Genomic DNA, 24,004 nt, shown 5'->3' with positions numbered 1-24,004 from the left:
AAAGCCATAGCGGCAGATTTTCACGAGGCGTCCCAATGAGCGACTTCCGCAAGAAATGTATCGGTCACGAGCGCGTCATCGGCACATTCGCGGCGATCCCTCACCCGGTCGCAATCGAGGTGACTGCGGCGGCCGGTCTGGATTTCATCTGTATCGACGCCGAACACGCCCAGATCGGCCGGGAACTCATCGAAAATCTCGTTCGTGCCGCGGACGTGCATCGTGTACCCGCCATGGTGCGCGTGCCGGGCCATGCTCCGGAATCGATTGCGGGAGCGCTGGATGCCGGAGCAGCCGGCGTATTGGTGCCCCGCGTTTCGAACGCTGCGCAGGCCAAGGCGGCGGTTCTGGCCACTCGTTATCCGCCGATCGGCGAACGCGGCGTCGGACCCGGGCGCGCCGCGGGCTATGGTTACCGCATCCCCGATTATCTGAAATCCGCCAACGAGAACATTGTCCTGGCGATCCAGATCGAGACCGCGGACGGCCTTGCCAATGTCGAGGACATCGTCGCCGTAGAGGGCGTCGACGTGATCTTCATCGGCCCCGGCGACCTCTCCGTCTCGATCGACGCGATGGGGCCGGATGGAGCCGGAAAGCTCGACGCAGCCATTCTTGAGATCACCGGCGCGGCCCGCAAGGCTGGCAAGGCCGTCGGCATCTTCCGCCCTTCTCCCGATGACATCGGCAGATGGTCGCAGGCCGGCATCAGCTTCTACCTGCTCTCAAGCGATACGAGGTTCCTCGGCGCCGGCATCGCCGCCGACGTCACCGCGGCGCGCTCCGCATAGCCGCAACAATTTTCCGGGGGTGAAGACGTGAAGGCCATACAGTACAGCGAACACGGCCCGGCCGATGTGATGCATTATGTCGACCTGCCCGATCCGGTCGCCGGACCCGGCCAGATCCTCGTGAAACTCGAAGCCGCCAGCGTCACCCCCTTCGACTGGAAGCTCCGCGCCGGGCACCTGCAAAACCATTTCACCCTGCCTATGCCGAGCGTGCCCGGTCGCGACGGCGGCGGCACGGTGGCGGCGGTCGGCGACGGTGTCACGGCCTTCAAACCGGGAGACCGAGCCGTGGTGATGGCCGGGACTTTCTCCCAGGGCGGCTATGCGGAATTGATCGCCGTCGATGAAAAGCATGCGGTCAAAATCCCCGACAGCCTTTCCACCATCGATGCGGTGGCGCTCACCAATGCCGGCGTCAGCACCTGGATCTCGGTGCGCACCGCCGAAGTCAAATCCGGCGACAAGGTTCTCGTTCATTCCGGTTCCGGCGCGGTCGGCGGATTGCTTGTCCAGCTCTGCCACCATCTCGGCGCCCACGTCACCGCCACCTGCCGCTCGACCAATCGCGACTACGTGCTCGGCCTCGGCGCCGACCGCGTCATCGCCTATGACGAACAGGATTTTTCCGAAATCCTCACCGATCAGGACATCGTCTTCGAACTCATGGGCGGCGAAGTCCACGACAAGTCCTACAAGGTGCTGAAAAAAGGCGGCCATATGATCTGGCTTGTCGCCGACCCGATCCGGGACCGGGGCGAGGAATTCGGCGTCAAGGTTACCCGCGCCATGATCACCGACGACAAATCGGCGCTTCAGGCGATGATGGATCTCGCCGGCGCCGGCATATTGAAACCCCAGGTCGCCCGCACCATGCCCCTGTCCGAAGCCGCCGAAGCCCATCGCCTGATGGAAAAAGGCGCCATTTCGCGCGGACGCCTGATGCTGACGATGTGACGTTTTCAGGTGTCGCTTGGAAACAGCGGCGCCTGGCGGCCCTTGGCCACGAACGTCCGGAAATCCTCGATCGCGTGCTCGTTGGCGAGCGCGCAAAACGGCCCGCGGCTCACTTCGATACCGTTGATCTTCTGTAGACGCACGTCCATCTCGGCGCTCTTCAGCGCCACCGCCGCCGTGTTGACGACCGGCGCATGCAGGACCTTGAACCCATATTCGCCGCCGACCAGCAGGCCGGGAAGCACGCCTGCAGGCACAATGACATCGGCGCCGTCGCGCACCAGCGGCTCAGCGCAGGCGGTGAAGTTTTCAAGCATCCGCCACCGCGCCTCGTCGTCGCCCGCAAAGGCGGCGCTGAAATCCGAAGGCTCGCAGTTCATGCCGACCACGTGCTTGACCCGGCCTCCGAGGCCGTAGAGATCGGCCTGCTCGTAGTGCCAGACCTGAAAGACGTCATCGAGCGTGACGAGCGCCATGCGCCGCCCGAGCCGTGCGGCATAGTGCATGCAGACCTCGCCCGCACCGATCACCGGAATGGTCAGCGCCGACTTGAGTTCGTAGAGCCCCGGATCCTGGAAATGGCCGATGACGACCGCGTCGTAGCCGCGGCTCGCCGCCTCCAGCCCGTTGTCGATCGCGATCGCCGCGCAGCGGAATTCCGCCAGCCGCCCGAAATGCCGGTCCGGCGGGCTGATGCCGAAAACATCCACCGTGGTGCCCGGCTCGGCGATCTTGTTCAGATAGCTGGAGAGCCGCTTCATATAGGCGGCACTTGAAGTGGCATCGATGAAGCTTTGCCAGAAGATGCGCATTGTTCCCCTCGTTTCGTTCGCTTGCCGGTTGCGATTTCGTGCTCGTCAAAACACCAATTTAAGGCTTTACTCTCGTTGCAGAAACCGCCCGGAGAGCCGCATGAATTCGCCGATCACGCCCGAAAACCCGCTGAGCGATACGACCGTCGAGATGTCGGAAGCCGCGCTGACGGAATTCGAATGGTCGCTGTGGCGGATTTCGGCCGCCTTCCTGCGCTGGCAGGCTGAATGCTCGAGCGAACTGGCCGGCGCGGGTCTGAGCGGTCTCGACACCGCCATCCTGCACACGATCCGCTATCGCAACAAGCCAAAAGGGCTTGGCGAAATCTCCAGGCTTCTCGGCCGCGACGACACCGCCAACATTCAATACGCCATCAAGAAGCTGCAGACCCTGCAGCTGATCGAACGCGTCAAGGGCCGTTCGCGCAAGGACACGCTCTACACGCCAACCCGCAAGGGCACCAAGCTCGCCCATGATTACCGCGCCCTGCGCCGGCATCTGCTGATTTCGCTGATCCAGAAGATGGACCATGCGGAACAGGGGCTTGGCGACGCGACGGAAATGCTGGAACTGCTGACAAGCTTCTACGACACGGCCGCCCGGCGCGTGGCGAGCGGCTCTCATCCGGTCGAGCGCTCCTGAACGAGCGCGAGCACGCGCAACGGACTGCCCGAGCCGTTCTGGATCTTCAGCGGCGCCGCGACGATCATCGCGCCTTTCGGCGGCAAACGGTCGAGATTGGTAAGGCATTGCAGCCCGTAGCGGCCGGCACCATGAAGGTAATGATGCGCCGGATAAGGCGGTGAAAAATGCCCGGCCTGCCCGGCATCCGTGCCGATCGTTTCCGTCCCGAAGCCGATAATGTCCCGTTCCGCCACCAGCCAGCGCATGACGTCCGCATCCGGCCCGGGCGTATGGGCGCCATCGGCAAGGAGGTTGGCATAGGCGGCGCCTGACTTCTTCGACCAGTCGGTACGAAGCAGGACCCATGAGCGCGGTAGAATGCGGCCGTGCTCTTCTTCCCATTTGACGACATCCGAAACGGTCAGCAGGAAATCCGCGTCCTTAGCCGCGTCGGCCGAACAATCGATCACGCAGGCCGGCGCGATCATATCGGCCGGGGGCAGCGTATCGACGGAATTGAGCGGCAGGTCGCGGCCCGTATACCAATGGATCGGGGCATCGAAATGCGTGCCCGTGTGCTCGCCGAACGAGAGGTTGTTCCAGTACCAGGCCGGCCCGCCGCCATCGTAACGGGAAATCCTCTCCATGCGGAACGGCGCCGACTGGCCAAGCTCCGGCGGCATGACGATGACCGGAAAATCCGGCGACAGCGTGTGGGTAAGATCGACGACGCGGACCGCACCGCTCGCCAAGGCTCCGGCGAATTTGCCCAGAATATCGTCGCTCATTGGCCGGCCTCCCGCTCGACGGCTTTCGGATTGTCGAACAGCCGCGCCTCGATATCCTTGGCGACATCACCGACATAAATATCTTCCAGACCCCGCTTCAACCCGTCGAGAACGGCATCGGCCAGAGCCTTGGGCGCCACCTTCGGCGGCGGCACGGTCTGGAACCATTCAGTATCGAGCGGCCCGGTAAAGGCGTTGAGAACCCGGATGCCGCCCGGCCGAAGCTCGGTACGCAGCCATTGCGACAACGACAGGCAGGCGGCATGCGCCGCGGAATGGACGCCGAATTGCGGTGCATTGCTGAGGCCGTGCACCGAGAGCACGTTGACCCAGGCAACGGCACCGGTCGCGCCATCTGCGCCGCGCGAGCGCATCACCGGACCAAAAGCCTGGGCAAGGCGCATCAGTCCCATCACGGTGTGATCCATCGCCTCGCGTGCCGAATTGGCCGCGCCCGCGTCGAAGAGATGCGCCGGCCGGACATGATCGGCGGTGTTGATCAGGATCTCGACCTTGGCACCGATATCCATCGCCAGATCCTGCACGGAACGCTCGCTCGTCAGGTCCAGATCGACGAGTTCGACCCCCTCGATCGCCTCCAGCGGCACCTGCTGGTCAAATGGCTTCCAGCGGTCGGCCACGCCGACGAAGATCCTGGCCGCCCCCGCCTTCTTGAGAGCCTGCGCCAGCGGCAATGCAAGCGGGCCGCGCCCGTCGGTGATCAAAATCCGGCGGTGCTTCGGATCGGCGGTCATCTCGCGCCATTGCGGATTGTCTTCCATGTGCGGCACCTCCGAAACGGGTTTGGCGAAGAACACGGCCTGCCCGGCCCGATCCAGCTGCAGGGACAGCTTGAGCCGGCTACCGGGCCCGCCGCAATCGCCATGCAGATGCACGACGGCGACCGGTCCGCAGTCGAGCTGAACCATCCCGGTGCGCCAGGGCATGTGTTCGCGGAAATAGGGATCGCTGGTGACCTCGATCCGGGTTTCCGACAGCAGCGAACCACCGCTCGGCGCGTCCTGGAACGTCAGATCCGACGAAAGGCAGTTCGGACAGGCTTCGCGCGCCGGATAGGTATAACGCCCGCATTCGCCGCAGCATTGCAGCATGAAGCGGCCGGTCGCGGCCGCGAGCGTAAACCCATGTGCCTTGCGGCTGCGCGCCTGAGGCGGCAGCAGCGGCTGCGTGGTACGGGCAAGCGGGTTCTTGCGTTTTGGCCTGGGGAGAGGTTCGGTCATGACGCCCTCGCCAGAATAGCGGCCGCAGAGGCAAGACCGCGGTCGTAGTTGATCATGCCGAAGCCCGAAACCAGCCCGAGTTTCGCATCCTTCACCTGCCTGCCTTCCGCTGTCCACAGAAGCTGGCGCATCGCTTCGGTAATGCCGAGATGCCCGCCGGCCGCCCCCGCCTGACCGACCGAGAGCTGGCCGCCGGACGTATTGTGCGGAAAGGATCCGTCCACCGTGAAGGTGTGCTGGCGCACGAAATCCGGCCCCTCGCCCTTGGCGCAGAAACCCAGATCCTCGAACTGCATCATCGAGATCACCGCATAATCGTCATAGGTCTGAACAAAATCCATGTCGCCAGGCGCCGAACCGGCCATGCCGTAAAGCTCGTCGCGATCCACAACCCAGCCGCCGCGCACCTGCACCGGATCCTCGGCAAACGCATTATGCCGTTCGATGGCAGACAGCAGCCGGACGAAGGGAAGCTTGAGCGAAGTGGCCGTCTCCTCACGCATCACCAGAAAGGCTTCCGCACCGGCGCAGGGCATGACGCAATCGAACAGATGGAAGGGCTCGGCGATCGCCCGCGCCGACATGTATTGCTCCAGCGTCAGCGGCTTCTTCATCAGCGCGTCGGGATTACGTAGCGCGTTGTCGCGCTGGGCGACGCAGAGCTTGCCGAAATCCTCGCGGGTCGCGCCGTAGCGATCCATGTAATGCCTGGCGATCAGTGCGAAACTGCCGTTGGCGCCACCGGCCCCATAGGGATAGACGGCATCCTGGGAAAACCGGGAGAAGCCCGCCAGCAGGCTGCGGAAACTATCGACCCGGTTGGTGTCGGCCGCCACGCAGGCGACGATGTCCGCATCGCCCGCCTGCACCGCCCGTGCCGCCCGGCGGAGCGAGACGATGCCCGCCGCCCCGCCCATCGGCACGTGGTCGATATGGCGCGGCGACAACCCGAAATGCTGCGTCAGAGCGACAGCCACATCCGGCCCCATGGTGAAGCTCGCGACGGAAAAACCGTCGAAATCCCGGTGGCTGATGCCGGCGCCATCGGCCAGAGCCCTCAGCGCCTTGCCCATCCACCAATGCGCGGTCTCGATGGAGTAGCGCTGGTAGGGCACCGTCACCGGCACCGCCAGAACCACGCCGTCATACGATTGCCGCGCGCGGGAAAAGACCATCAGGCCACCGTCAGCTTGACGTCGACATTGCCGCGCGTCGCGTTGGAATAGGGGCAGCGCTCATGCGCGCCGGCGACGATCTCTTCCGCGACCGCACGCTCGATGCCGGGCAAGGAAGCCACGAGCTCGACCGCCAGCGCGTAACCGACCGGCACCGGACCGATGCCGACCTTTGCGGTGATCGAAACGTCGTCCGGCAGCGCGATCTTGCTGGTGCGCGCCACGAGCTTCACCGCACCGAGGAAGCAGGCCGCATAACCGGCTGCGAAAAGCTGCTCCGGATTGGTCCCCTCGCCCCCGGGGCCACCAAGCCCTTTCGGCACCGACAGATTGACGGCAAAGCTGCCGTCGGTGCTCTGCGCTTTTCCTTCCCGACCGCCATGCGCTGTAACGGACGTCTCGTAGAGGATCTTTTCCGGGGTCATGCAAGCCTCCATATCAGGATTTAAGCTGTGATTTACAGTATATCAGAAGCGGTGATGGACCGTAAGAGAGTTCATCCCGCCTTGCGGATCGATGCCTTCAGCTTCCTGAGGTCGATCGCCGAACCATCTGCGACGGCCTTGGCCGCCATCGTCTTGATCTCGCCGCGCTGCAGCTTCTGCGTCGAACTCACCGGCAGCCTGTCGATGAAAACCACGTAGCCGGGCAGTTTGTGATAGGCGATATGCGCGCCGGCGGCCTCGATGATCCGCTTCGCCTTCTCAGTCGGCTCGCCCGCTCCCGCGACATCGCTTTCGACGATGAAGGCAAAAACCTCCTCGCCGCGCAGATCGTCCGGCACAGGCGTTACCGCTGAAGCCTTGACCGCCGGATCCTTGGCAAGTGCGGCTTCCACTTCCAGCACGGCGATGTTCTCGCCGCTGCGCCGCACGATGCTCTTCTTGCGGTCGAAGAAATAGAGGAGCCCCTTCTCGTCGGCATAAACGACGTCGCCCGTATGGAACCAGCCGCCTTCCCACGCCTCTTCGGTCGCCTTTTCGTCGTTGAGATAACCGCTGAAGAAACCGTCGCGCGGGTTGGCGCCTTTGGCACGCACCAGCAATTCGCCCGGCTTGCCGATTTCCGCATCCATGCCCGCATCGTCGACAATGCGGAAATCCATGCCGGCACGCGGGCGACCGATGCAGCGAAGGCCGGGCGTGTAATCGTCCGCCGCGGTGGTGGTCACCGCCCGCCCGCCGGTTTCGGTCATCGCCCAGGCCTCGACGATCGGGATGCCGTAACGCGCCTCGAATTCGATCTTGTGGCGGGCATCGACCCCCGGTCCCAGCGCGAATTTCACCTTGTGCGCCCGCTCGGCTTCGACGGCCGGCAGCTGCAGCAGGATCGCGGGAATGACGCCGAGACAGTGAATGATCGTCGCGCCGGAATCGGCGATCGACGCCCACCAGCTGCTCGAATGGAACCGGTCGAGCGGTACGATCGCACCGCCCTTCATGATCATGCCGACCGCCGTGCAACCGAGCGCATTCATGTGGAACATCGGCAGCGGCGTCAGCGCCACTTCGGCTCCCTCGCCCATCGCGGCGATGCCGCCCTGCGTGGTGTACCATTCGGCGATGCTGATGAAATAGATGTTCGAGAGAATGCAGCCCTTGGGCTTGCCGGTGCTGCCGGAGGTGAAGAGCAGGGCGCATTCGGCATCCGGGCCGCCGGGCCTTGCCTCGCGCGTTTGCGGCAAGGACGGAATGTCGTCACCGGCGGTGATCACCGTCACCTTGCCGGGCGCGATGTTGCACAGATCATCCAGGCGCTCGCGGATGACCACCATCAGCGGCGCCTCGGCCATGTCGAGCTGGAACAGCAGCTCGTCGCGGCGCAGATCGGGATTGATCGGCACGATCGAAACGCCGATCGCGTTGAGCGCCAGCCAGTAGTCGAAGAATTCCGGACGGTTTTCGAGGAGGAGGGCCACGCGGGATCCGATCCCATACCCCGCCGCCGCGAACTTCTGTTTAAGAAGGCCGACGCGCGCGAAAACCTGGCCATAGCTATGGCGAAAACCCTCGGGCGCATAAGCCAGCCTGGCGCTGGCCGGCGCGATCAGCATCGGCGCATCCGGGTTTTTCAGCGCCTGGTTCTCGAAGAGGAGGTAGGGAGAATGCATGGCTCTGTCCTTATGTCCGTTCCAGGATGCCCTTGATCAGGAACATCTCGGCCTCGTGGATCGTCCCGAACTGGATCCACTCCGCATCCGTCTGCGTCTCCAGCCGCCAGGTCAGCAGCGTCACAACGCACTTGTCCGGCCCCATCCGCAGGAGTTCGCCCGGGATGACGCGCGACATGTTGCGGAACTGCATGGCCTCCTTGGCGGCGCCGACCTCGTAATCCACCTGGAAGCGCGCCCGGTCGACATTCAGCCGCACGAAAGTCTGCTTTCCCGTGAAGGTCGAGGTGCCGCAGAAGAGGCCGGGCTCCACCTCGGTACGGTTGAGGCTGCCCCAGGCCCATTGCCCCTGCTTCAGCCCGTCCGACATCAGTTCGAAGGCGACTGCCGCCGGACGCTCCACCATGATGCTACTGGAATGACAATGCGGATCGATCATGAACGTCCCTCTTTCAGCCGCGCTGAGGCGTCATTTCCCTAAAAGACATTTTAAGCATAAAATAATTGGAAAGGACGTCAACGGATTTTTACGAGATCGGTTTCTGGTCACTAATTTGGCGATCGTCTCTACCCCGCTCTCAACCTGCAGGCTGATAAAAACCCCGCATTTTCGGCCTTCCACACGCAAAGGTCGATCGCATTCTCAATTTCTCACGATCCGAAATTTTAGGCTTGAAGTAATTTATACCTCGTTCTACGATCCCCTCAATTGTTAAGGGGACGACCGCGAAAAGCGGCTCAAAAAGAAAAAATCGAAGCCCCTGGCAGGATTGCAGGCTTGCGTTTCACCAACCGCCGCAGGTCCGTCGGTCGCGATCGACGGGCAAACCAGAGGGATCGTCATGACTTTTGAAATCGACCGCAGAAATCTCCTGCAGATGCTCGGCCTCGCCGCGGTCAGCGGCTCCGTGCTGTCACAGGCCACAATCGCTTTTGCCGCAGATACCGACAACGTCACCATCGGCTGGCCGTCCGACGTGCCGTCCTGGGACCCTAACCTCCGCTTCGTTCCGGATGCGCAGCCGCTCTTCAAGATGGTCTTCGACCAGCCGCTCGACCAGTCGCCGGACCTGAAGCTGATCGCCAATCTCATCACCAAATGGGAATTGAAGCCGGATGGCCTTTCGATGCCCTTCGAGATCCGCAGCGACGTGAAGTTCCACAACGGCGATCCGATGACGATGGAGGACTTCAAGTACACCTTCGTCGATCGCATCAAGTCCGGCCTGAAGCTCGATATCGCCAATTCCTGGCGCACGCTCACCGACATCGAGATCCTTTCGCCGACCTCGGGCGTAATGAAGTTCTCCGCCCCGACCCCGACCGCGCCGCAATGGCTTGCATTCCTCGGCAGCTACCTCGTGCCGAAGAAATATGTCGAATCCGTCGGCCCGGAAGAATTCGCCAAGAAGCCGGTCGGCACCGGCCCCTATAAGCTCGTCGACTACCAGATGAATTCCCGCATCGTGCTGGAGCGTAACGACGACTATTTCGGCACCAAGCCGAAGATCAAGCGCGTCACGATCGACATCATCAAGGATCCGTCGGCCCGCACCGCCGCCATCCAGTCCGGCCAGGTGGACTTGACCGTCAACATCCCGGTCCGCGAAGCTGAGCGGCTCGGCAAGACCGAGGGCCTGACCGCCGAGATCAACCCTTTCACCCGCCTGATCCTTCTGCAAATGCGCAACGACATGGGCTTTACCGACAAGGCCGTCCGTCTCGCCGCCCACCACGCGATCGACAAGGCAGCCCTTTCCAAGGCGTTCTACGGCGGCGCCGCCGTGCCGCTCTCGATACCGGCAACGCCCGGCACGCCGGGCTACCTGCCCGACTACAAGTTTGCCTACGACCCGGAACTGTCGAAGAAGCTGCTCGCCGACGCCGGTTATACGGCGGACAAGCCGGCGACCTTCAAGCTTGCCGCAACCAACGGCCAGTTCCCGAGCGACTTCGATATTGCCCGCGCCCTGGTGCAGATGTGGCAGAAGGTCGGCCTCAAGGTCGAACTCGAACAGATCGAATATTCGAAATATTTCGAGCTCAACCGTGGCGGCAAGCTGCCGGAAGCGACGCTCTACAGCTTCGACAACGCCACCGGCGACCCGGAAATCTTCTCCGGCTATCTGATGAACCCCAAGATGCCGTTCGGCGCCTGGAAGGGTCAGGAGATCGGCGACAAGATCCTCAAGCTGTTCGTTGAACCGGTCTATGAAAAGCGCATCGCCGGTTACAAGGCGGTCGCGCAGGAAGCCGTCGAGACCGGCGCCAACATCCCGATCCTGCAGAGCGTCCAGACGCTGGTCCGGAAGAAGAGCCTCAACTACGTCAAGTATGGCAATGCCTGGGTTCTGGGCAGCACCATGTCCTGGTCGTAAGCGAAGATCTGACCAATCTGTTTTATCGGGTCCGGAGCCAATCCGGACCCCTTCCCTGACATCGTAATACGGGGCATGCGCATGTTTGCGACCATTGCCAAGCTTTTGGTAAAGCGCGTGCTGACCGCGATACCAATCCTGCTGATAGTTTCCGCGCTTCTCTTCTGCATCCTGCGCATTTTGCCGGTCGATCCGGCAGCCATGTCCCTGCCGCCCAATGCGACGGTTCAGGAAGTCGAGGCAATGCGCACCGAAATGGGGCTCAACCTGCCGCTCTACCAGCAATACGGCATCTGGTTGAACAAGCTCTTCCATGGCGATATCGGCCGCTCCATCCACTTCCGCCAGGACGTGACGAGCCTGATCGGCTCGACCCTGCCGGCCACCATCGAGCTCGCCGTCATCGCCATGGGTGTCGCCACCGTCTTCGGCCTGGCCGGCGGCCTCTTCCTCTTTTATGTCCGCGGCACCCGCGCCGAAGCGGTGATGGACTTCCTCTCCATCCTGCTGCTGTCGCTTCCGGAATTCCTCTGGAGCCTGTTCCTGCTCCTGATCTTCGGCGTCTTTTTCGAAGTCCTGCCCTTCACCGGCCGCCTCAGCCCCGGTTTCGAGCGCCCGGTCGTGACCGGCTTCCTGCTGCTCGACAGCCTGATCACCGGCAATATCTCGACCTTCCTCAACGCTCTGGAACATATGATCCTGCCCTGTCTGGCGCTCGGCATCGCGCTGTCGCCGTCGCTGATGCGCGTGCTGCGCTCAAGCCTGCTCGATGCCTATCAGGACGACTATATCCAGCAGGCGCGGCTTCGCGGGCTTTCCGAAAAGCGCATTCTCATCCGTCACGGCCTGAAGAACGCCATCCTGCCGACGCTGAGCCTGATGGGCGTGCAGTTCGGCTTCCTGTTCGGCGGCACCTTGCTGGTCGAGATCATCTATTCGTATCCGGGCATGGGCAACCTGATGGTCGATGCGATCCGCAACGCGGATCTGCCGATCATCCAGGGCGCCGGGCTCACCTATTGCATCGCCGTTCTGGTGATCAGCATCGTGGTCGACAGCCTCTACCTGATCCTCAACCCGAAACTGAGGGTACGCTGAGATGAGACCCCTTCCGCTCTGGCTGAAATCCGGCCGCGTCCAGACAGGCCTGGTGATCATCTTCATTCTGGCCGTCTGCGCGATCTTCGCGCCCTATCTGGCGCCCAACGATCCGAACGAGCAGAACCTCCTGTCGATCCTGACCCCGCCGATCTGGGCCGACGGCGGCGACGCCATGTTTCCGCTCGGCACCGACAGCCTTGGCCGCTGCGTCCTCTCCCGCCTGATTTTCGGCGCCCGCGTCGCGCTGACAGTCGCGTTCAGCGCCTCGATCGGTGCGATGATCATCGGCGCCTTCTTTGCTCACGTCGCCGGTTATTTCGGCGGCTGGGTCGACTGGCTGATCGGCCGCGTCGTCGAGATCTGGCTGTCCTTCCCGCCAGTCATCCTGTCGCTCATCCTGATGGTAGGCCTTGGAACCGGCCTGCGCAACGTCGTGCTGGCCATCGTCCTGGTCGACTGGACCCGCTTCTGCCGCGTGCTGCGAAGCGAGGTGATCGTGCTGCGCCGCCGCGACTATGTTTCGGCCGCCCAGCTTGTCGGCTTCTCGCACTGGCGCACCATCACCCGCGAAATCCTGCCCGGCACCCTGCCGCTGCTGATCACCCTGATGAGCCTCGAAATGGGCGTCGCGGTCATCGTCGAAGCGATCCTGTCCTTCGTCGGCATGAGCGTCGGCTCCGAAACCGCCGCCTGGGGCCAGATGATCGCCGATGCGCGCCAGAACATCTACGACGCGCCGTTCAACCTGATCGCGCCGATCTTCGCGATCTTCTTCGCGGTCTTCGGTTTCAATATCCTGGGCGACGGCCTGCGCCGCACGCTCGATACGCGCCTGACCCAGACGGAGCGCACCTGACATGGCCATTCCTTCAGCCAAGAATCCCATTCTTTCAGCAAAAAATCTTTGCGTTGAATCGCTCGGAGCCAAGGAAAGTTTTCCGGTCCTGACCGATCTCAACTTCTCGCTGGAACCCGGCAAGATCCTCGGCCTGGTCGGCGAATCCGGCGCCGGCAAGTCGATGATCGGCCGCACCATCTCGCAATATCTGCCGAAGGGTTTTGCCGTCACCAAGGGCACCCTTTCCTTCGATGGCGAAGACCTGGTGTCGATGGCGGCGGAACGCCGGCGCAACCTTCTCGGCCGTGACATCGCCTTCATTCCGCAGGAGCCGCTTTCCGGCCTCAACCCGGTTCTGACAGTCGGCCAGCAGATGAAGGAACACCTTCTGCGCATCGGTCTTGCCCCCGGGGAGCATTGGCGCGAGCGGGCTCTCAAGGAATTCGAGGCTGTCCATCTGCCGCATGGCGCAGCGCTTCTGGAAAAATATCCGCACCAGCTTTCCGGCGGCATGTGCCAGCGCATCCTGATCGCCATGGCCTTTGCCAGCCGCCCGCGCCTGCTGATCGCCGACGAGCCGACCACCGCGCTCGACGTCACCATCCAGGCCCGCATCGTCAAGCTGATCGCCGAAATGCAGAAGCGCGACGGCACGGCGGTGATCTTCATCACCCACGACCTGCGCCTCGCCTCGCAGATCAGCGACGAGATCATGGTGCTCTATGCCGGCCGCCCGGCCGAACGCGGCCCGGCAAAACAGCTTTTCTCGGCACCGGCACATCCCTATACGCGCTGCCTGCAGCTCGCCAACCCGAACATATCGGGCCCGCGCCGCGGTCTCTTCATCCTGCCGGAACGCATGCCGGGCCTGCGGGTGCTGAAAGAACTGAAAGGCTGCCGCTTCGCCTCCCGCTGTCCGAACGCGATCGAGGCCTGCACGGAGATCGAACCGCCGCTCGCCGATATCGGTCCCAACCATATCGCCGCCTGCATCCGCACCGAAAAGACGCCGGACATCGTGCCGCCGCCACTGGCGCCCGGCCGCGAGATCGCCTCGACCAGGATCCATCTCAACGGCGAAAAACTGACCAAGGCCTATACGACCGCCTGGAGCCCGTTCGCCAGGCGCAACGCCTTCAAGGCGGTCAACAGCGTCGATTTCACCCTCGGCGAGGGTGAGTTCGTCGGCATCGTCGGAGAAAGCGGCAGCGGCAAGAGCTCGCTCGCTCGCCTCGTCGTCGGCCTCGATACGCCAACCGACGGCAGGATCACGCTCGCCGGTCGCGATGTCACCGCTAACGGCAATGCGGAAAAGGCCTATCGCCGCGAATATATCCAGATGGTCTTCCAGGACCCGCAATCGGCGCTCAACCCGCGCCGGCGGATCGGCAGCATCGTCACCCAGGCGAACGAGGCAAGCGGCCTGCACAACAGCACCCGCGAGCGCATGGACCGCGCCGCCGAACTGTTGAAGGAAATCGGCCTGCCGCCGGATGCCGCGATGCGCTTCCCCTCCCAGCTCTCAGGCGGCCAGAAGCAGCGCGTCAACATCGCCCGCGCGCTTTGCACCCTGCCGCGCATCCTCGTCGCCGACGAGATCGTCTCCGGCCTCGACGTGTCGGTTCAGGCCCAGCTTCTCGATCTGCTGCTAAAACTGCGCGACGAGCACGGCTTCTCGATGCTGTTCATCAGCCACGACCTTTCCGTCGTCCGTTATCTCTGCGATCGGGTGATGGTCATGTATCGTGGCGAAGTGGTGGAAAGCGGGAGGACCGAGACGGTGTTTGCCAATCCGCAGCATGCCTATACCCGCAGCCTGCTCGCCGCGGTGCCGCCGGACGATGTCAACGCCGAATGGTCGCCGGTGCTGGCCGAAGCCGGCTATCAGGTGGAGTAATGACGCTCGCCGGGCGGAAGTATTACAGCGGCAGGGATGTGAACCGAGCCGTCACCATCGCCGACCTCCAGGCCATGGCGCGCAACCGCTTGCCGGCCTTCGTGCTGGAATATCTCGAGGGCGGCGCCGAGGACGAATGGACACTCCGCCGCAACCGCGAGGTCTTCTCGGAAATCGAATTTCGTCCCTCGACGCTGACCGGCGTCGGCATGCCCGATCTTACGACGACGATCTTCGGCCGGAAGATGCGACTTCCCTTGATCGTCGCACCGACCGGCTTCAATGGCCTCTTCCAATATGAAGGCGATCGGCGGCTAGCCAAAGCGGCGGCTGGGGCGGGTGTCACCTTTACTCAGAGCACCGTCTCCAACATGCGGATCGAGGAGCTTTCCGGCATCCCGAACCTCTCCCACTGGATGCAGCTTTACGTCTTCCGCTCCCAGACCTTCATGGACGAACTGGTCGGCCGCGCCGAACGTGCCGGCTGCCAGGCGCTGATGGTGACGACCGACGCGGCGACATTCGGCAACCGCGAATGGGACCGCCGCAATTATCGCTCCGGCATGGACCCGACGTTGCGCCACAAGCTGGATATTCTCTGCCACCCCCGCTGGGCGCTGTCGGTGATGGCGCGCGGCATCCCGCCCTTCGGCAACCTCCTCGATTTCCTGCCTGCCGACCAGCAGACCTTTGCCCGCACCGCCATCTGGTCACGCGAGCAGGTGGAGCCGGACCTTCACTGGAACCACATCCGCCATCTGCGAAAAATCTGGAAGCGCCCGCTGATCATAAAGGGCGTCATGACGATGCGCGATGCGGAACTGGCCATCGATGTGGGCGCCGATGGCATCGTCGTCAGCAATCACGGCGGCCGCCAGCTCGACGGCGCCCCCTCGCCGATGACAGTCCTGCCAAAAATCGCCAGCAAGCTGAAAGGCAGGATCATCATCCTCGCCGACAGCGGCTTTCGCCGCGGCACCGATATCGTCAAGGCCCTGGCGCTCGGCGCCGATGCGGTCATGACCGGCCGGGCAACACTCTATGGTCTAGCGGCCGGCGGCGAAGCGGGTGCGGCTCGCGCCATCGCCATCCTCGAAGAAGAGACCCGCCGCACCTTGGCGCTTCTCGGCTGCCGCTCGGTCGCGGATCTCGACCGCGACCATATCAAGCTCTGAACAGCCTCATCGTCCCTCAGGGGACGATGATCCTGGTTTCCATCGGGAAATGGGAATTGCCGCCTTCAAAGGGCGGGAAGGTCTTGAAATCCTCGCGCATGGCGATGCGCGCCGGTGATTGCAGCGCTGCCTGAAGCGCGGCCGGACTGTCGAACATCACCCGGTTGCGCTGCATGTGGTTGACCCGCTCCCAGGGAAGGAAACCGCACCAATCGATCCGCGACAGGACCTCGATCTTGCGGATGCCCGGAAAGGTGCGCATCACCTGCGGATGGTGGCTGACATAATGGTGCATCCAGACGTTCAGGTCCTGAGCCGGACCGGTATAATGCACCACGTAGGAACAGGGATTGCCGTTTTTTTCGATATCGAGCCTGACATCGTCGACCGGGAAATGCCGCGCATACATGGCCTGCTGCGTGCCCTTCGCACCGCGAATGCTCGAAAGCACGCCGGAAGCGGCAAGCTGATGCAGGTGGCCGGCCGGCGCCATTGCGTCTTCCAGATCCGTCAAATCGTTGAAATAGAGCTGCATGCCGAAGATCGGCGACTGCTCGTCCTTGTTGTACATGTCCTTGGTGACTTCGGGCGTATAGAGATTGGCCGAAGTGAGGCCGGGCGTCAGCTTGACGATCTCGGCGACGGTCTCGACATCCGCCTTGCTCACGGCAAGTTCGCTGCCATCGGTGTTTTCGAAAAAGGCGAAATAGGCAAAACGCATGGCTTGGTTCCTGCTTTTCTGTGAAGCCGCAACGGTTGCCGGCGGCCTCTGTTCCCCTGTCGCGCCCACTATCGAACCGGCGACACGAAAAAACAAGTTTAAACCTAAACTATTCACGCCCCATGATTTATCCCTCCGAACGGACCTCTCGGACTTGATTTAAGCTTCAATCTTTCCGCTTGAAACTTGCGGGATTTTCGATCACGATCCGCTCCGATCGCGCGTGGAAAGAGGGGTTGAGAGGGCGCTGGATTGCTCTTGGGGGAGAGCTTGTGCCCGGCCGCTGCATTGACCAACAACCAAGAATCCTATCCGATCCGGCAGAGGAAAATGCCCGCCGGTCACGAAAACAGAGGGAACGAAATCATGACCATGACCCTTTTCCGCCGCGCCTTTTTCGGCCTCGCAGGTGCCGCCGCCCTGTCCGTCGCAAGCGCCGGCTTTGCTTCGGCCGCCGCGCTTGTCGTCGGCTCCTATCCGAGCAACCCGCCCTTCGAATACAAGACGGCCACGGGCACGTTCGAAGGTTTCGAGGTCGATATCGTCAATGAAGTGGCAAAACGCCTCGGCATGACGGTCGAGATTTCCGACCTCGGTTTCCAGGCTCTGTTCGCCGCCACATCCTCCAAGCGCATCGATGTCGCGATCTCCTCGATCACCATCACCAAGGAGCGCCTTGGCAGCCAGTCCTTCACGCAGCCCTATTATGATGCCGACATGGGCATCGCCACCCGCAAGGAAGCGACCGTTTCCAAGGTCGAGGACCTGAAGGGCAAGGTCGTCGGCGTTCTGGCCGGCTCCACCGGCGACAAATGGGCCAAGGACAACAAGGCAAAATACGGCATCAGCGACATCAAGAGCTACAACGCCCAGCAGGATCTTTTGATGGATCTCTCGGCCGGCCGCGCCGACGTGGCCGTCAGCGACGTTCCGGGCATGGAATACGCCTTCCTCAAGATGAAGGACCTCGCCGTCAAGGTGCGCATCAAGACCGGAGAGCAATACGGCCTGATGATGACCAAGGACCATCCGCTGCTCGCCAAGGCGAACGACGCGATCACCGCCATGAAGAAGGACGGTACGCTGGCCGCGATCCACAAGAAGTGGTTCGGTTCGGATCCGGCGGCCGGTTCGGCATCCGCCGTCGAACAGCCGCTGCCAAAGCCATAAGCCGGCTATCGATTCTGCAAATCCCAGTCATGCCGGCCGGCGACGGCCGGCATTTTCGTGAGCACAGAGGCACCAGGAAATGACCCTCCTCGACACTTTCTTCAATCTCGGGGTTCTCGGCGACGCGTTTCCGGCGCTGCTGCGCGGGCTGATCAACACCTTCCTGCTCGGCGTTGCCGGCATCGGTTTCGGCATCCCTTGCGGGCTGGTGATCGCGCTCCTGCGCCTCTACGGGCCGAAGCCGGTGCGCTACCTGACGGTGCTCTACATCGACATCTTTCGCGCGGCGCCGATGCTGGTGGTGCTGATACTCATCTATTACGCCCTGCCCTTCGTCGGCATCCGCCTGTCGTCCTGGACGTCCGCGGGCCTCGCCTTCTCGATCGTCATGGCCGCCTATTCGGCGGAAATCTTCCGCTCCGGCATCGAAGGCATTCCGCGCGGCCAGTTCGAGGCGGCCGATGCCCTCGGCCTGCCCTTCTTCGTCACCCTGCGCAAGGTCGTGCTGCCGCAGGCGATCCGCATCGTCATTCCGCCGATGACCAACAATTGCGTTTCGATGTTCAAGGATACCTCGCTTGCCTCGACGGTCGCGCTGCCGGAACTCCTGAAGGAGGCGACGGACGCGCAGGCGCTTTACGCCAATCCGACGCCGCTGATCGGCGCCGCGCTGATCTACATCGCCTTCCTCTGGCCGATGGTACGGCTGGTCAATCTTCTCGAACAGAAGTTCAACAAGGAAAAGAAGCGCTGAGAACCCCGGCAACGCGGTTATTCGAAGGCCGCACCGGAGAGATGATTGCTGGCGGAACTCTTGAGCGAACCGATTTCCAGCCAAAGGGCGCCGACCATACGCGGATCGACATCCGCCATCATGTCCTGCAGCCAGCCCTCGTGCGCCGCGGCCATCGCCGCAAACAGCATCGTGCCGGCATCGGTGAGCTTTGCGACAGTCACGCGCCGGTCGCCGTCCGGCGTCAGCCGCTGCACATAGCCGTCCGCTTCCAGCCGCTCGACAAGGCCGGTGACATTGCCGTTGGTGACCATGGTGCGCCTGGAAAGCTCGCCGAGCCGCAGCCCGTCCTTCTCGCGATAGAGTTGCGCCATCAAATCGAACTGCGGCAGCGTCGCGCCGAACTCTGTGCGCAGACGGCGGCGGATTTCCTGGCTGATCAGCTTGGTCGTCGACAGCATGCGCAACCACAGGCGCAGCTCGGGCTTCGACCGCCCTTGGACGCCTTGAACGATGATCTCCAGATCGACGTTGGTCGCTTCCGCTTCTGCCATTCCGAATGCTGCCTCTGTAACCGATCCAAGGTCTAGAAGCAGATATTTGAAATGTCAAAGGTTCGCGCTCAGCCTTTCCCGGCCAGCATTTTTGCCAGCATGAAGCCGGAGCCCGCCCCCGTGCCGGCGCCGGGCCAGGTGGACGCGCCGCAGAGATAGAGCGACCTCACCGGGGTCTTGTAGCGCGAATAACCCGCCACGGGCCGGAACAGGAAATTCTGGTCGAGATGGTGGCTGCCGGAAAGATTGTCGCCGCCGATCAGGTTCGGGTTCTCCCGCTCCAGATCGGCCGGAGAGAATACCGCGCGGCCGAGGATTTTCGCTTTCGTCCCCGGCGCATACGTCTCGAGAATGTCGAGCACCCGGTCGGCATAGGCTTCCTTCACCGCATCCCAATCCGTACCCGCGATGGTCCCGGCCGCGTCGCCACGGATTTCCGCCGGCAGGACCCGCACCTGAACCCAGAGCACATGTTTGCCATTCGGCGCGCGCGACGGGTCGAGCGCCGTCGGCTGGCCGACGACCAAAGCCGGTTCGGCGGGCAGCAGGCCGCCCATCGCCTCCGAATAGACCCTGGACATCATCGCCAGATCCGGCGCCACATGCACATAGGCATAGTCTTTCAGCGCTTCGCCGGCTCTCCAATCGGGGAGGCCGTCCATCGCCAGATGGATCATCATCGTGCCCGGTCCGGCGCGGAACCTTTCGACCTTGCGATCGAATGTTTCCCGGGCGGGATCGGTATCGACGAGCTTTCCGAACAACAGCTGGGGATGAGCGTTCGAGATGACCGCCTTGCGGGCCGTGACCACCCGTCCGTCGGCAAGCCTGACGCCGGTCGCCATGCCGCCGGTCGTCTCGACCCGCTCGACCGGCGTGCCGAGCATCAGTTCACCGCCCTTCGCCTTCAAAAGCCCGGTCATCGCCTTGACGATCGTATCGGCACCGCCCTGGCCGATCACCATGCCGAAAGCCTGGTTCGCCATGCTTTCGAGGTAGGGAAAAAGTGCACCGCCCGCCACATCCGGCGCGAAATCCAGATGCAGTCCCCAGGCGCTCATCATCGCCTTGACCTTGTCGTTGCGGAACCGAGTATCGAGGAAATCGCGGGGCGAGGCGAGCAGCATGCGCACCGTATCGTAAAGCCAGCCGCTGCCCTTCTCCCGCCACGCCTTCCAGACCACTTTCGCAGCGGCAAGCGACGGCATCGGCGAACCAAGCAGCCCGAAAATATGCGGAGCGTCGGAGCCGAATTCTGCGAACAGCTTTCGCCATGCCGCCGCATCCTGCGGAGAGATCGCCGCGATCGCTCCGGCCGTTTCTTCGAGATCGGTCGAGACGCCCAGATGCGTCCCATCCCGAAACACGCTGGCGAAGCAGTGTCTGGCCGGTACAAACCCGAGACCATGGGCGATCAATTCATCCTTGTAGGTGGCGAAGAAGGGCGAGCCCGCAAACATCGACAGGTTCATGGCAGCAAGATCGTGCCGGAAGCCCGGCAGCGTAAGTTCGCGTGTCTTCACCGCACCGCCCGGATCCGGTTTGCCCTCGACGACAGCCACCGACCAGCCCTTTGCGGCCAGGTGGATGGCACTCGCAAGCCCGTTATGGCCCGCTCCGATCACCACCGCGTCATAAGCCGTCATCGTCCCGTCCCCTGTTCCCATTATTTATCCATATGCATACATTTTCTGGAAACGGCATCAAGGGCGGGCAACCGGTCGAGAAGCCGATGGCGGGCTGTACCCGCCCTTAATCGAGACAGCGAAGTGCCATTCCGCATGAAAATCCCGGGTATTTCTCATACAAAACGACCACGCAAATTTGCGCGGCGCAGCCCTGGCCGATTGCTTGCATCCTCATATTTTCTGCAATAGGCTCGCTCATCGGTTAGCGGCGGCCGGAGAGGAAACCGGCCTGCCGCCCGGCTCACGAAACCGGTCATTCAAGGGGAACCCGGCACCATGTCTTCCACCACGCTCACCAGTCTCGCTTCCGCTCTTCTTTCCGGCTCGGTCAAGGTCGTCGACCTGACGGCGCCGCTCGGGCCGGACACCCCCGTTCTCTACCTGCCGCCGCAGTTCGGCAAGAACACCCCGAAGGTCGCCGTCCACACCATCTCGGCGTACGACCAGGACGGTCCGTTCTGGGCCTGGAACTGGCTGGAGCTCGGCGAGCACACCGGCACCCATTTCGATGCGCCCTGTCATTGGATCACCGGCAAGGACAAGGAAAACAACACGACCGACACCATCCCGCCGCAGAATTTCGTCGCGCCGGTCAATGTCATCGACCGTTCCAAAGAAGCCGCAGAAAACCCGGACTATCTGCTGACCGTCGACAGCATCAAGGAATGGGAAGCCGAGCATGGCGCGATCGAAGCCGGCAGCTGGGTGCTGATGCGCTCCGACTGGTACAAGCGCAACGGCTCCACCGAAACCTTCCTGAATGCCGACGAGAACGGCCCGCATTCGCCCGGCCCGACTGCCGAAGCGATCCAATACCTGATCTCGAAAAACATCATCGGCTGGGGCCAGGAAACCATCGGCACCGATGCCGGCTCGGCCGGCGGCATGAACCCGCCCTTCCCGGCCCATAACCTCATGCATGGAGCCGGCAAATACGGCCTGGCCTCCTTGTCCAACCTCGACCAGCTGCCGCCGAAGGGCGCCGTGCTGATCGCCGCACCGCTGAAGCTCGTCAAGGGCACCGGCTCGCCGGTTCGCGCGCTGGCGCTGATCGCCTGATCCAATCGAAGGGCCGGACCGGAAGGTTCCGGCCCTTTCTGTATCCAGCGGAAAGGCGGGCGGCATGGCGGATTTTGACTACATCATCGTCGGCAGCGGTATCAACGCACTGGTTGCCGCCGCCATGCTCGGCAAGAAAGGCAAGAAGGTTCTCGTCCTGGAGCGTAGCGACCGCGTCGGCGGCTGCCTGTGCACGGAGGAGGTGACGGCGCCGGGCTTTACCCATGACGTGATGGCCACCACCATGGTGCTGTTCCTGACCTCGCCCGCCTATGGCGCGCTCGGCAAGGATCTCGAAGCCCGCGGCCTTGAATTCGCCCATACCGACCTGCCGACCGGCGTGCTGCGCCCTGACGGTTCTTCCGTCATCCTCTCGAAAGATCGCCAGCGCAATATCGCCACCTTCGAGGCGCTCGCGGTTGGCGACGGCAAGACCTTCGACAAGGAAATGAACGCCCTCGGCGCCGATGCCTCCTTCCTGTTTTCGCTGCTGGGCGGAGCGCTCTGGTCCGGTACCACGCTGAAGACGGTCGCGAAACAGGGTTGGAGCAAGGGCTTGCGCCAGCTTGCCGCCTGGTTCGGCGATGCCCTGACGCCCGCACGCGGCTACCTCGAAACCACCTACAGGTCCGAAACCGCCCACGCCCTCTGGGCGCCCTGGGTCCTGCATTGCGGCCTGGCGCCGGAAAGCGCCTATTCGGCCGAGATGGTCAAGGTCATCGGTTTTGCCATCGAACTTGCCGGCTGCCCGATCGTCAAGGGAGGCGCTGCGAACCTCGTCAGGGCTTTCGAACGACTGATCGCCGATCAGGGCGGCGCGATCCGCACGGGTACGGATGTCGAACGCATCCTTCCCGGCCCGGGCAGCAAGGCCGCCGGCGTTCGGCTGGTTGGCGGCGAGACGATCAACGCCACATCCGGCGTCGTGTGCTCGACGACGCCGAACCAGATCTACGACCGGCTGCTCAGGGACTGGCCGCAGCCGGCACCGACCGAGATTCAGGAAGGCGTGGCCCGGTATCGATACGGCAAGGGCAATATGCAGATCCACTATGCCCTCTCCGCACCGCCGCGCTGGAAGGGGGATCCGGATCTCGCCAAGGTGGCATTGCTGCACCTGACGCCCGGCCTCGATGGCGTCTCCCGCGCCACCAACGAATGCGAACGCGGCCTGCTGCCCGCCGAACCGACCGTCTGTGTCGGCCAACCAGCCAGCTTCGACCCTTCACGCGCGCCGGATGGCAAATCCGTTCTCTGGCTGCAGCTTCCCGAAGCGCCGCGCTTCATCAAGGGCGACGCGGCCGGCGAGATCGCCACGCCCGCCGACGGCCGCTGGACCGAGGAGTTGCGCGAACGTTACGCCGACCGCATCGAAGCACTGCTTTCCCGCCACATCGAGAACTTCGCCGAGATCAAGCTCGCCCGCCGCGCCTATTCGCCTGCTGACCTGGAAGCGTTGAACATGAACCTCGTCGGCGGCGATCCCTATGGCGGTTTCTGCGGACTCGACCAGTTTTTCCTCTGGCGACCCTTCAAGTCGTCTGTTAACCACCGCACCCACGTGCCGGACCTCTATCATATCGGCGCCTCGACCCATCCGGGACCGGGGCTGTCGGGCGGCTCGGGCTTTCTGCTCGCATCGTCGCTGCGTTGAAGCGAGGCGGCTTAGGAGAGATGGATTTCATGGCAGAACGGTTTTCGGGCGTGGTGCTGCGCTGGCACCAGGAAGGCGATCAGGAAAATCGGCCGACCATGGGCGAGATCGGCCTCAACCATTTCGCGCCGTATCTGATGAACCGGATCATCTCCCGCTGGAATTCCAACATGGCGGAGGAATTGCGCGAGTACGAGCTCTCGACCGCCAAGATGCGCACGCTCGCGGTCCTCAGCGTCTCCGCCTCGCTCACCATCAACGAGCTTTCGATCTTTGCCGTCATCGAGCAGTCGACCATGAGCCGCACGCTCGATTCCCTCGAGGAGCAGGGCTATATCCGCCGCACGCCCCGCGCAGAAGACATGCGCATCCGCGACGTGACCATCACGGAGGAAGGCCGCGCCGCTTTCGGCCGCTTCTGGCCGACCATGTATGATTCACTGGTGCGGATGTTCGACGGCATCGACGAGGAGGAATACCGCGCCTTCACGGGCACGCTGCACAAGATCCTCCTCAACATCCGCAAGCACGAAATCTGAT

The 24,004-nt window shown here is 63.0% G+C and carries 23 protein-coding genes; 13 read left to right on the top strand and 10 right to left on the bottom strand.

Going from position 1 to position 24,004, the window contains the following annotated elements:
* Window positions 1–35: 35 nt before the first annotated feature.
* Entirely contained in the window at window positions 36–791 is a 756-nt protein-coding gene (locus J2X76_RS22190) for an aldolase/citrate lyase family protein (protein ID WP_113126894.1), read from the top strand.
* A 27-nt stretch (window positions 792–818) separates the two neighbouring features.
* Window positions 819–1,745, top strand: coding sequence for an NADP-dependent oxidoreductase (locus J2X76_RS22185; protein WP_310219466.1), 927 nt, complete (start codon window positions 819–821; stop codon window positions 1,743–1,745).
* 5 nt (window positions 1,746–1,750) lie between these two features.
* Here the strand turns inward: J2X76_RS22185 and J2X76_RS22180 are convergent, their stop codons facing one another.
* Window positions 1,751–2,557 carry an aspartate/glutamate racemase family protein gene (locus J2X76_RS22180; protein WP_113126896.1) on the bottom strand — a complete coding sequence of 269 codons (807 nt, stop codon included), beginning with the start codon at window positions 2,555–2,557 and terminating at the stop codon, window positions 1,751–1,753.
* Window positions 2,558–2,657: 100 nt separating this feature from the next.
* Here J2X76_RS22180 and J2X76_RS22175 point away from each other — a divergent pair, with 100 nt between their 5' ends.
* Complete coding sequence (locus tag J2X76_RS22175) at window positions 2,658–3,200, top strand: winged helix DNA-binding protein (RefSeq protein ID WP_162732157.1); 543 nt, start codon at window positions 2,658–2,660, stop codon at window positions 3,198–3,200.
* Here the strand turns inward: J2X76_RS22175 and J2X76_RS22170 are convergent.
* The 6 genes from J2X76_RS22170 to J2X76_RS22145 form a co-directional block, all read right to left on the bottom strand.
* Entirely contained in the window at window positions 3,179–3,970 is a 792-nt protein-coding gene (locus tag J2X76_RS22170) for a cyclase family protein (protein WP_310219464.1), read from the bottom strand. The two genes, J2X76_RS22175 and J2X76_RS22170, sit on opposite strands and share 22 nt — an antisense overlap.
* A complete protein-coding gene (locus J2X76_RS22165; RefSeq protein ID WP_310219462.1) occupies window positions 3,967–5,211 on the bottom strand; it encodes an SDR family NAD(P)-dependent oxidoreductase in 1,245 nt (414 codons plus the stop codon). Before J2X76_RS22165 ends, J2X76_RS22170 begins: the two co-directional genes overlap by 4 nt.
* Window positions 5,208–6,386, bottom strand: coding sequence for a thiolase family protein (locus J2X76_RS22160; RefSeq protein WP_310219460.1), 1,179 nt, complete (start codon window positions 6,384–6,386; stop codon window positions 5,208–5,210). Before J2X76_RS22160 ends, J2X76_RS22165 begins: the two co-directional genes overlap by 4 nt.
* Window positions 6,386–6,811: an organic hydroperoxide resistance protein gene (locus tag J2X76_RS22155; protein WP_046631594.1), complete on the bottom strand. Its 426-nt coding sequence runs from the start codon at window positions 6,809–6,811 to the stop codon at window positions 6,386–6,388. Before J2X76_RS22155 ends, J2X76_RS22160 begins: the two co-directional genes overlap by 1 nt.
* Before the next feature lie 71 nt (window positions 6,812–6,882).
* Complete coding sequence (locus tag J2X76_RS22150; RefSeq protein WP_310219456.1) at window positions 6,883–8,496, bottom strand: AMP-binding protein; 1,614 nt, start codon at window positions 8,494–8,496, stop codon at window positions 6,883–6,885.
* A gap of 10 nt (window positions 8,497–8,506) precedes the next feature.
* The gene (locus J2X76_RS22145; protein ID WP_310219455.1) at window positions 8,507–8,935 is read right to left on the bottom strand and encodes a hypothetical protein; all 429 of its coding nucleotides are present in this window, start codon (window positions 8,933–8,935) and stop codon (window positions 8,507–8,509) included.
* A 403-nt stretch (window positions 8,936–9,338) separates the two neighbouring features.
* On the opposite strand from J2X76_RS22145, the gene J2X76_RS22140 reads away from it, so the two are divergent.
* The 5 genes from J2X76_RS22140 (at window position 9,339) to J2X76_RS22120 (ending at window position 15,885) form a co-directional block, all read left to right on the top strand.
* Window positions 9,339–10,874: an ABC transporter substrate-binding protein gene (locus J2X76_RS22140; RefSeq protein WP_113126903.1), complete on the top strand. Its 1,536-nt coding sequence runs from the start codon at window positions 9,339–9,341 to the stop codon at window positions 10,872–10,874.
* 81 nt (window positions 10,875–10,955) lie between these two features.
* Complete coding sequence (locus tag J2X76_RS22135; protein WP_113126949.1) at window positions 10,956–11,972, top strand: ABC transporter permease; 1,017 nt, start codon at window positions 10,956–10,958, stop codon at window positions 11,970–11,972.
* 1 nt (window position 11,973) lies between these two features.
* A complete protein-coding gene (locus J2X76_RS22130; RefSeq protein ID WP_113286496.1) occupies window positions 11,974–12,831 on the top strand; it encodes an ABC transporter permease in 858 nt (285 codons plus the stop codon).
* A 1-nt stretch (window position 12,832) separates the two neighbouring features.
* On the top strand, window positions 12,833–14,710 hold the full coding sequence (locus tag J2X76_RS22125; protein WP_310219453.1) for an ABC transporter ATP-binding protein: 1,878 nt from the start codon (window positions 12,833–12,835) through the stop codon (window positions 14,708–14,710).
* Window positions 14,710–15,885 (top strand): alpha-hydroxy acid oxidase, encoded by a 1,176-nt coding sequence (locus J2X76_RS22120; protein ID WP_310219452.1) that lies wholly within the window; start codon window positions 14,710–14,712, stop codon window positions 15,883–15,885. Before J2X76_RS22125 ends, J2X76_RS22120 begins: the two co-directional genes overlap by 1 nt.
* A 16-nt stretch (window positions 15,886–15,901) precedes the next feature.
* Here J2X76_RS22120 and J2X76_RS22115 read toward each other — a convergent pair whose 3' ends face one another.
* A complete protein-coding gene (locus tag J2X76_RS22115; RefSeq protein WP_113286493.1) occupies window positions 15,902–16,606 on the bottom strand; it encodes a hypothetical protein in 705 nt (234 codons plus the stop codon).
* Between the two features lie 372 nt (window positions 16,607–16,978).
* On the opposite strand from J2X76_RS22115, the gene J2X76_RS22110 reads away from it, so the two are divergent.
* Both J2X76_RS22110 and J2X76_RS22105 read left to right on the top strand, forming a co-directional pair.
* On the top strand, window positions 16,979–17,776 hold the full coding sequence (locus tag J2X76_RS22110) for an ABC transporter substrate-binding protein (RefSeq protein ID WP_162736287.1): 798 nt from the start codon (window positions 16,979–16,981) through the stop codon (window positions 17,774–17,776).
* Between the two features lie 79 nt (window positions 17,777–17,855).
* Complete coding sequence (locus J2X76_RS22105; protein ID WP_113126908.1) at window positions 17,856–18,530, top strand: amino acid ABC transporter permease; 675 nt, start codon at window positions 17,856–17,858, stop codon at window positions 18,528–18,530.
* A 17-nt stretch (window positions 18,531–18,547) separates the two neighbouring features.
* On the opposite strand, the gene J2X76_RS22100 is transcribed toward J2X76_RS22105, so the two are convergent.
* Window positions 18,548–19,063, bottom strand: a complete 516-nt coding sequence (locus J2X76_RS22100) for a MarR family transcriptional regulator (RefSeq protein ID WP_310219451.1) — start codon at window positions 19,061–19,063, stop codon at window positions 18,548–18,550.
* A gap of 68 nt (window positions 19,064–19,131) precedes the next feature.
* Window positions 19,132–20,709: an NAD(P)/FAD-dependent oxidoreductase gene (locus tag J2X76_RS22095; protein ID WP_310219450.1), complete on the bottom strand. Its 1,578-nt coding sequence runs from the start codon at window positions 20,707–20,709 to the stop codon at window positions 19,132–19,134.
* A gap of 318 nt (window positions 20,710–21,027) precedes the next feature.
* Between J2X76_RS22095 and J2X76_RS22090 the strand changes: the two genes are divergently transcribed.
* The 3 genes from J2X76_RS22090 (at window position 21,028) to J2X76_RS22080 (ending at window position 24,003) form a co-directional block, all read left to right on the top strand.
* The gene (locus J2X76_RS22090) at window positions 21,028–21,810 is read left to right on the top strand and encodes a cyclase family protein (protein ID WP_310219448.1); all 783 of its coding nucleotides are present in this window, start codon (window positions 21,028–21,030) and stop codon (window positions 21,808–21,810) included.
* A gap of 64 nt (window positions 21,811–21,874) precedes the next feature.
* Window positions 21,875–23,464 carry an NAD(P)/FAD-dependent oxidoreductase gene (locus tag J2X76_RS22085; protein ID WP_310219447.1) on the top strand — a complete coding sequence of 530 codons (1,590 nt, stop codon included), beginning with the start codon at window positions 21,875–21,877 and terminating at the stop codon, window positions 23,462–23,464.
* 29 nt (window positions 23,465–23,493) lie between these two features.
* Window positions 23,494–24,003 carry a MarR family transcriptional regulator gene (locus J2X76_RS22080; RefSeq protein WP_310219446.1) on the top strand — a complete coding sequence of 170 codons (510 nt, stop codon included), beginning with the start codon at window positions 23,494–23,496 and terminating at the stop codon, window positions 24,001–24,003.
* Window position 24,004 lies beyond the last annotated feature (1 nt).

It is taken from the genome of Neorhizobium sp. 2083, from assembly GCF_031455615.1.
GTDB lineage: Bacteria > Pseudomonadota > Alphaproteobacteria > Rhizobiales > Rhizobiaceae > Neorhizobium.
Note: the sequence above shows the minus strand (reverse complement) of the source record. Positions and strands in the feature narration are given on the sequence as shown.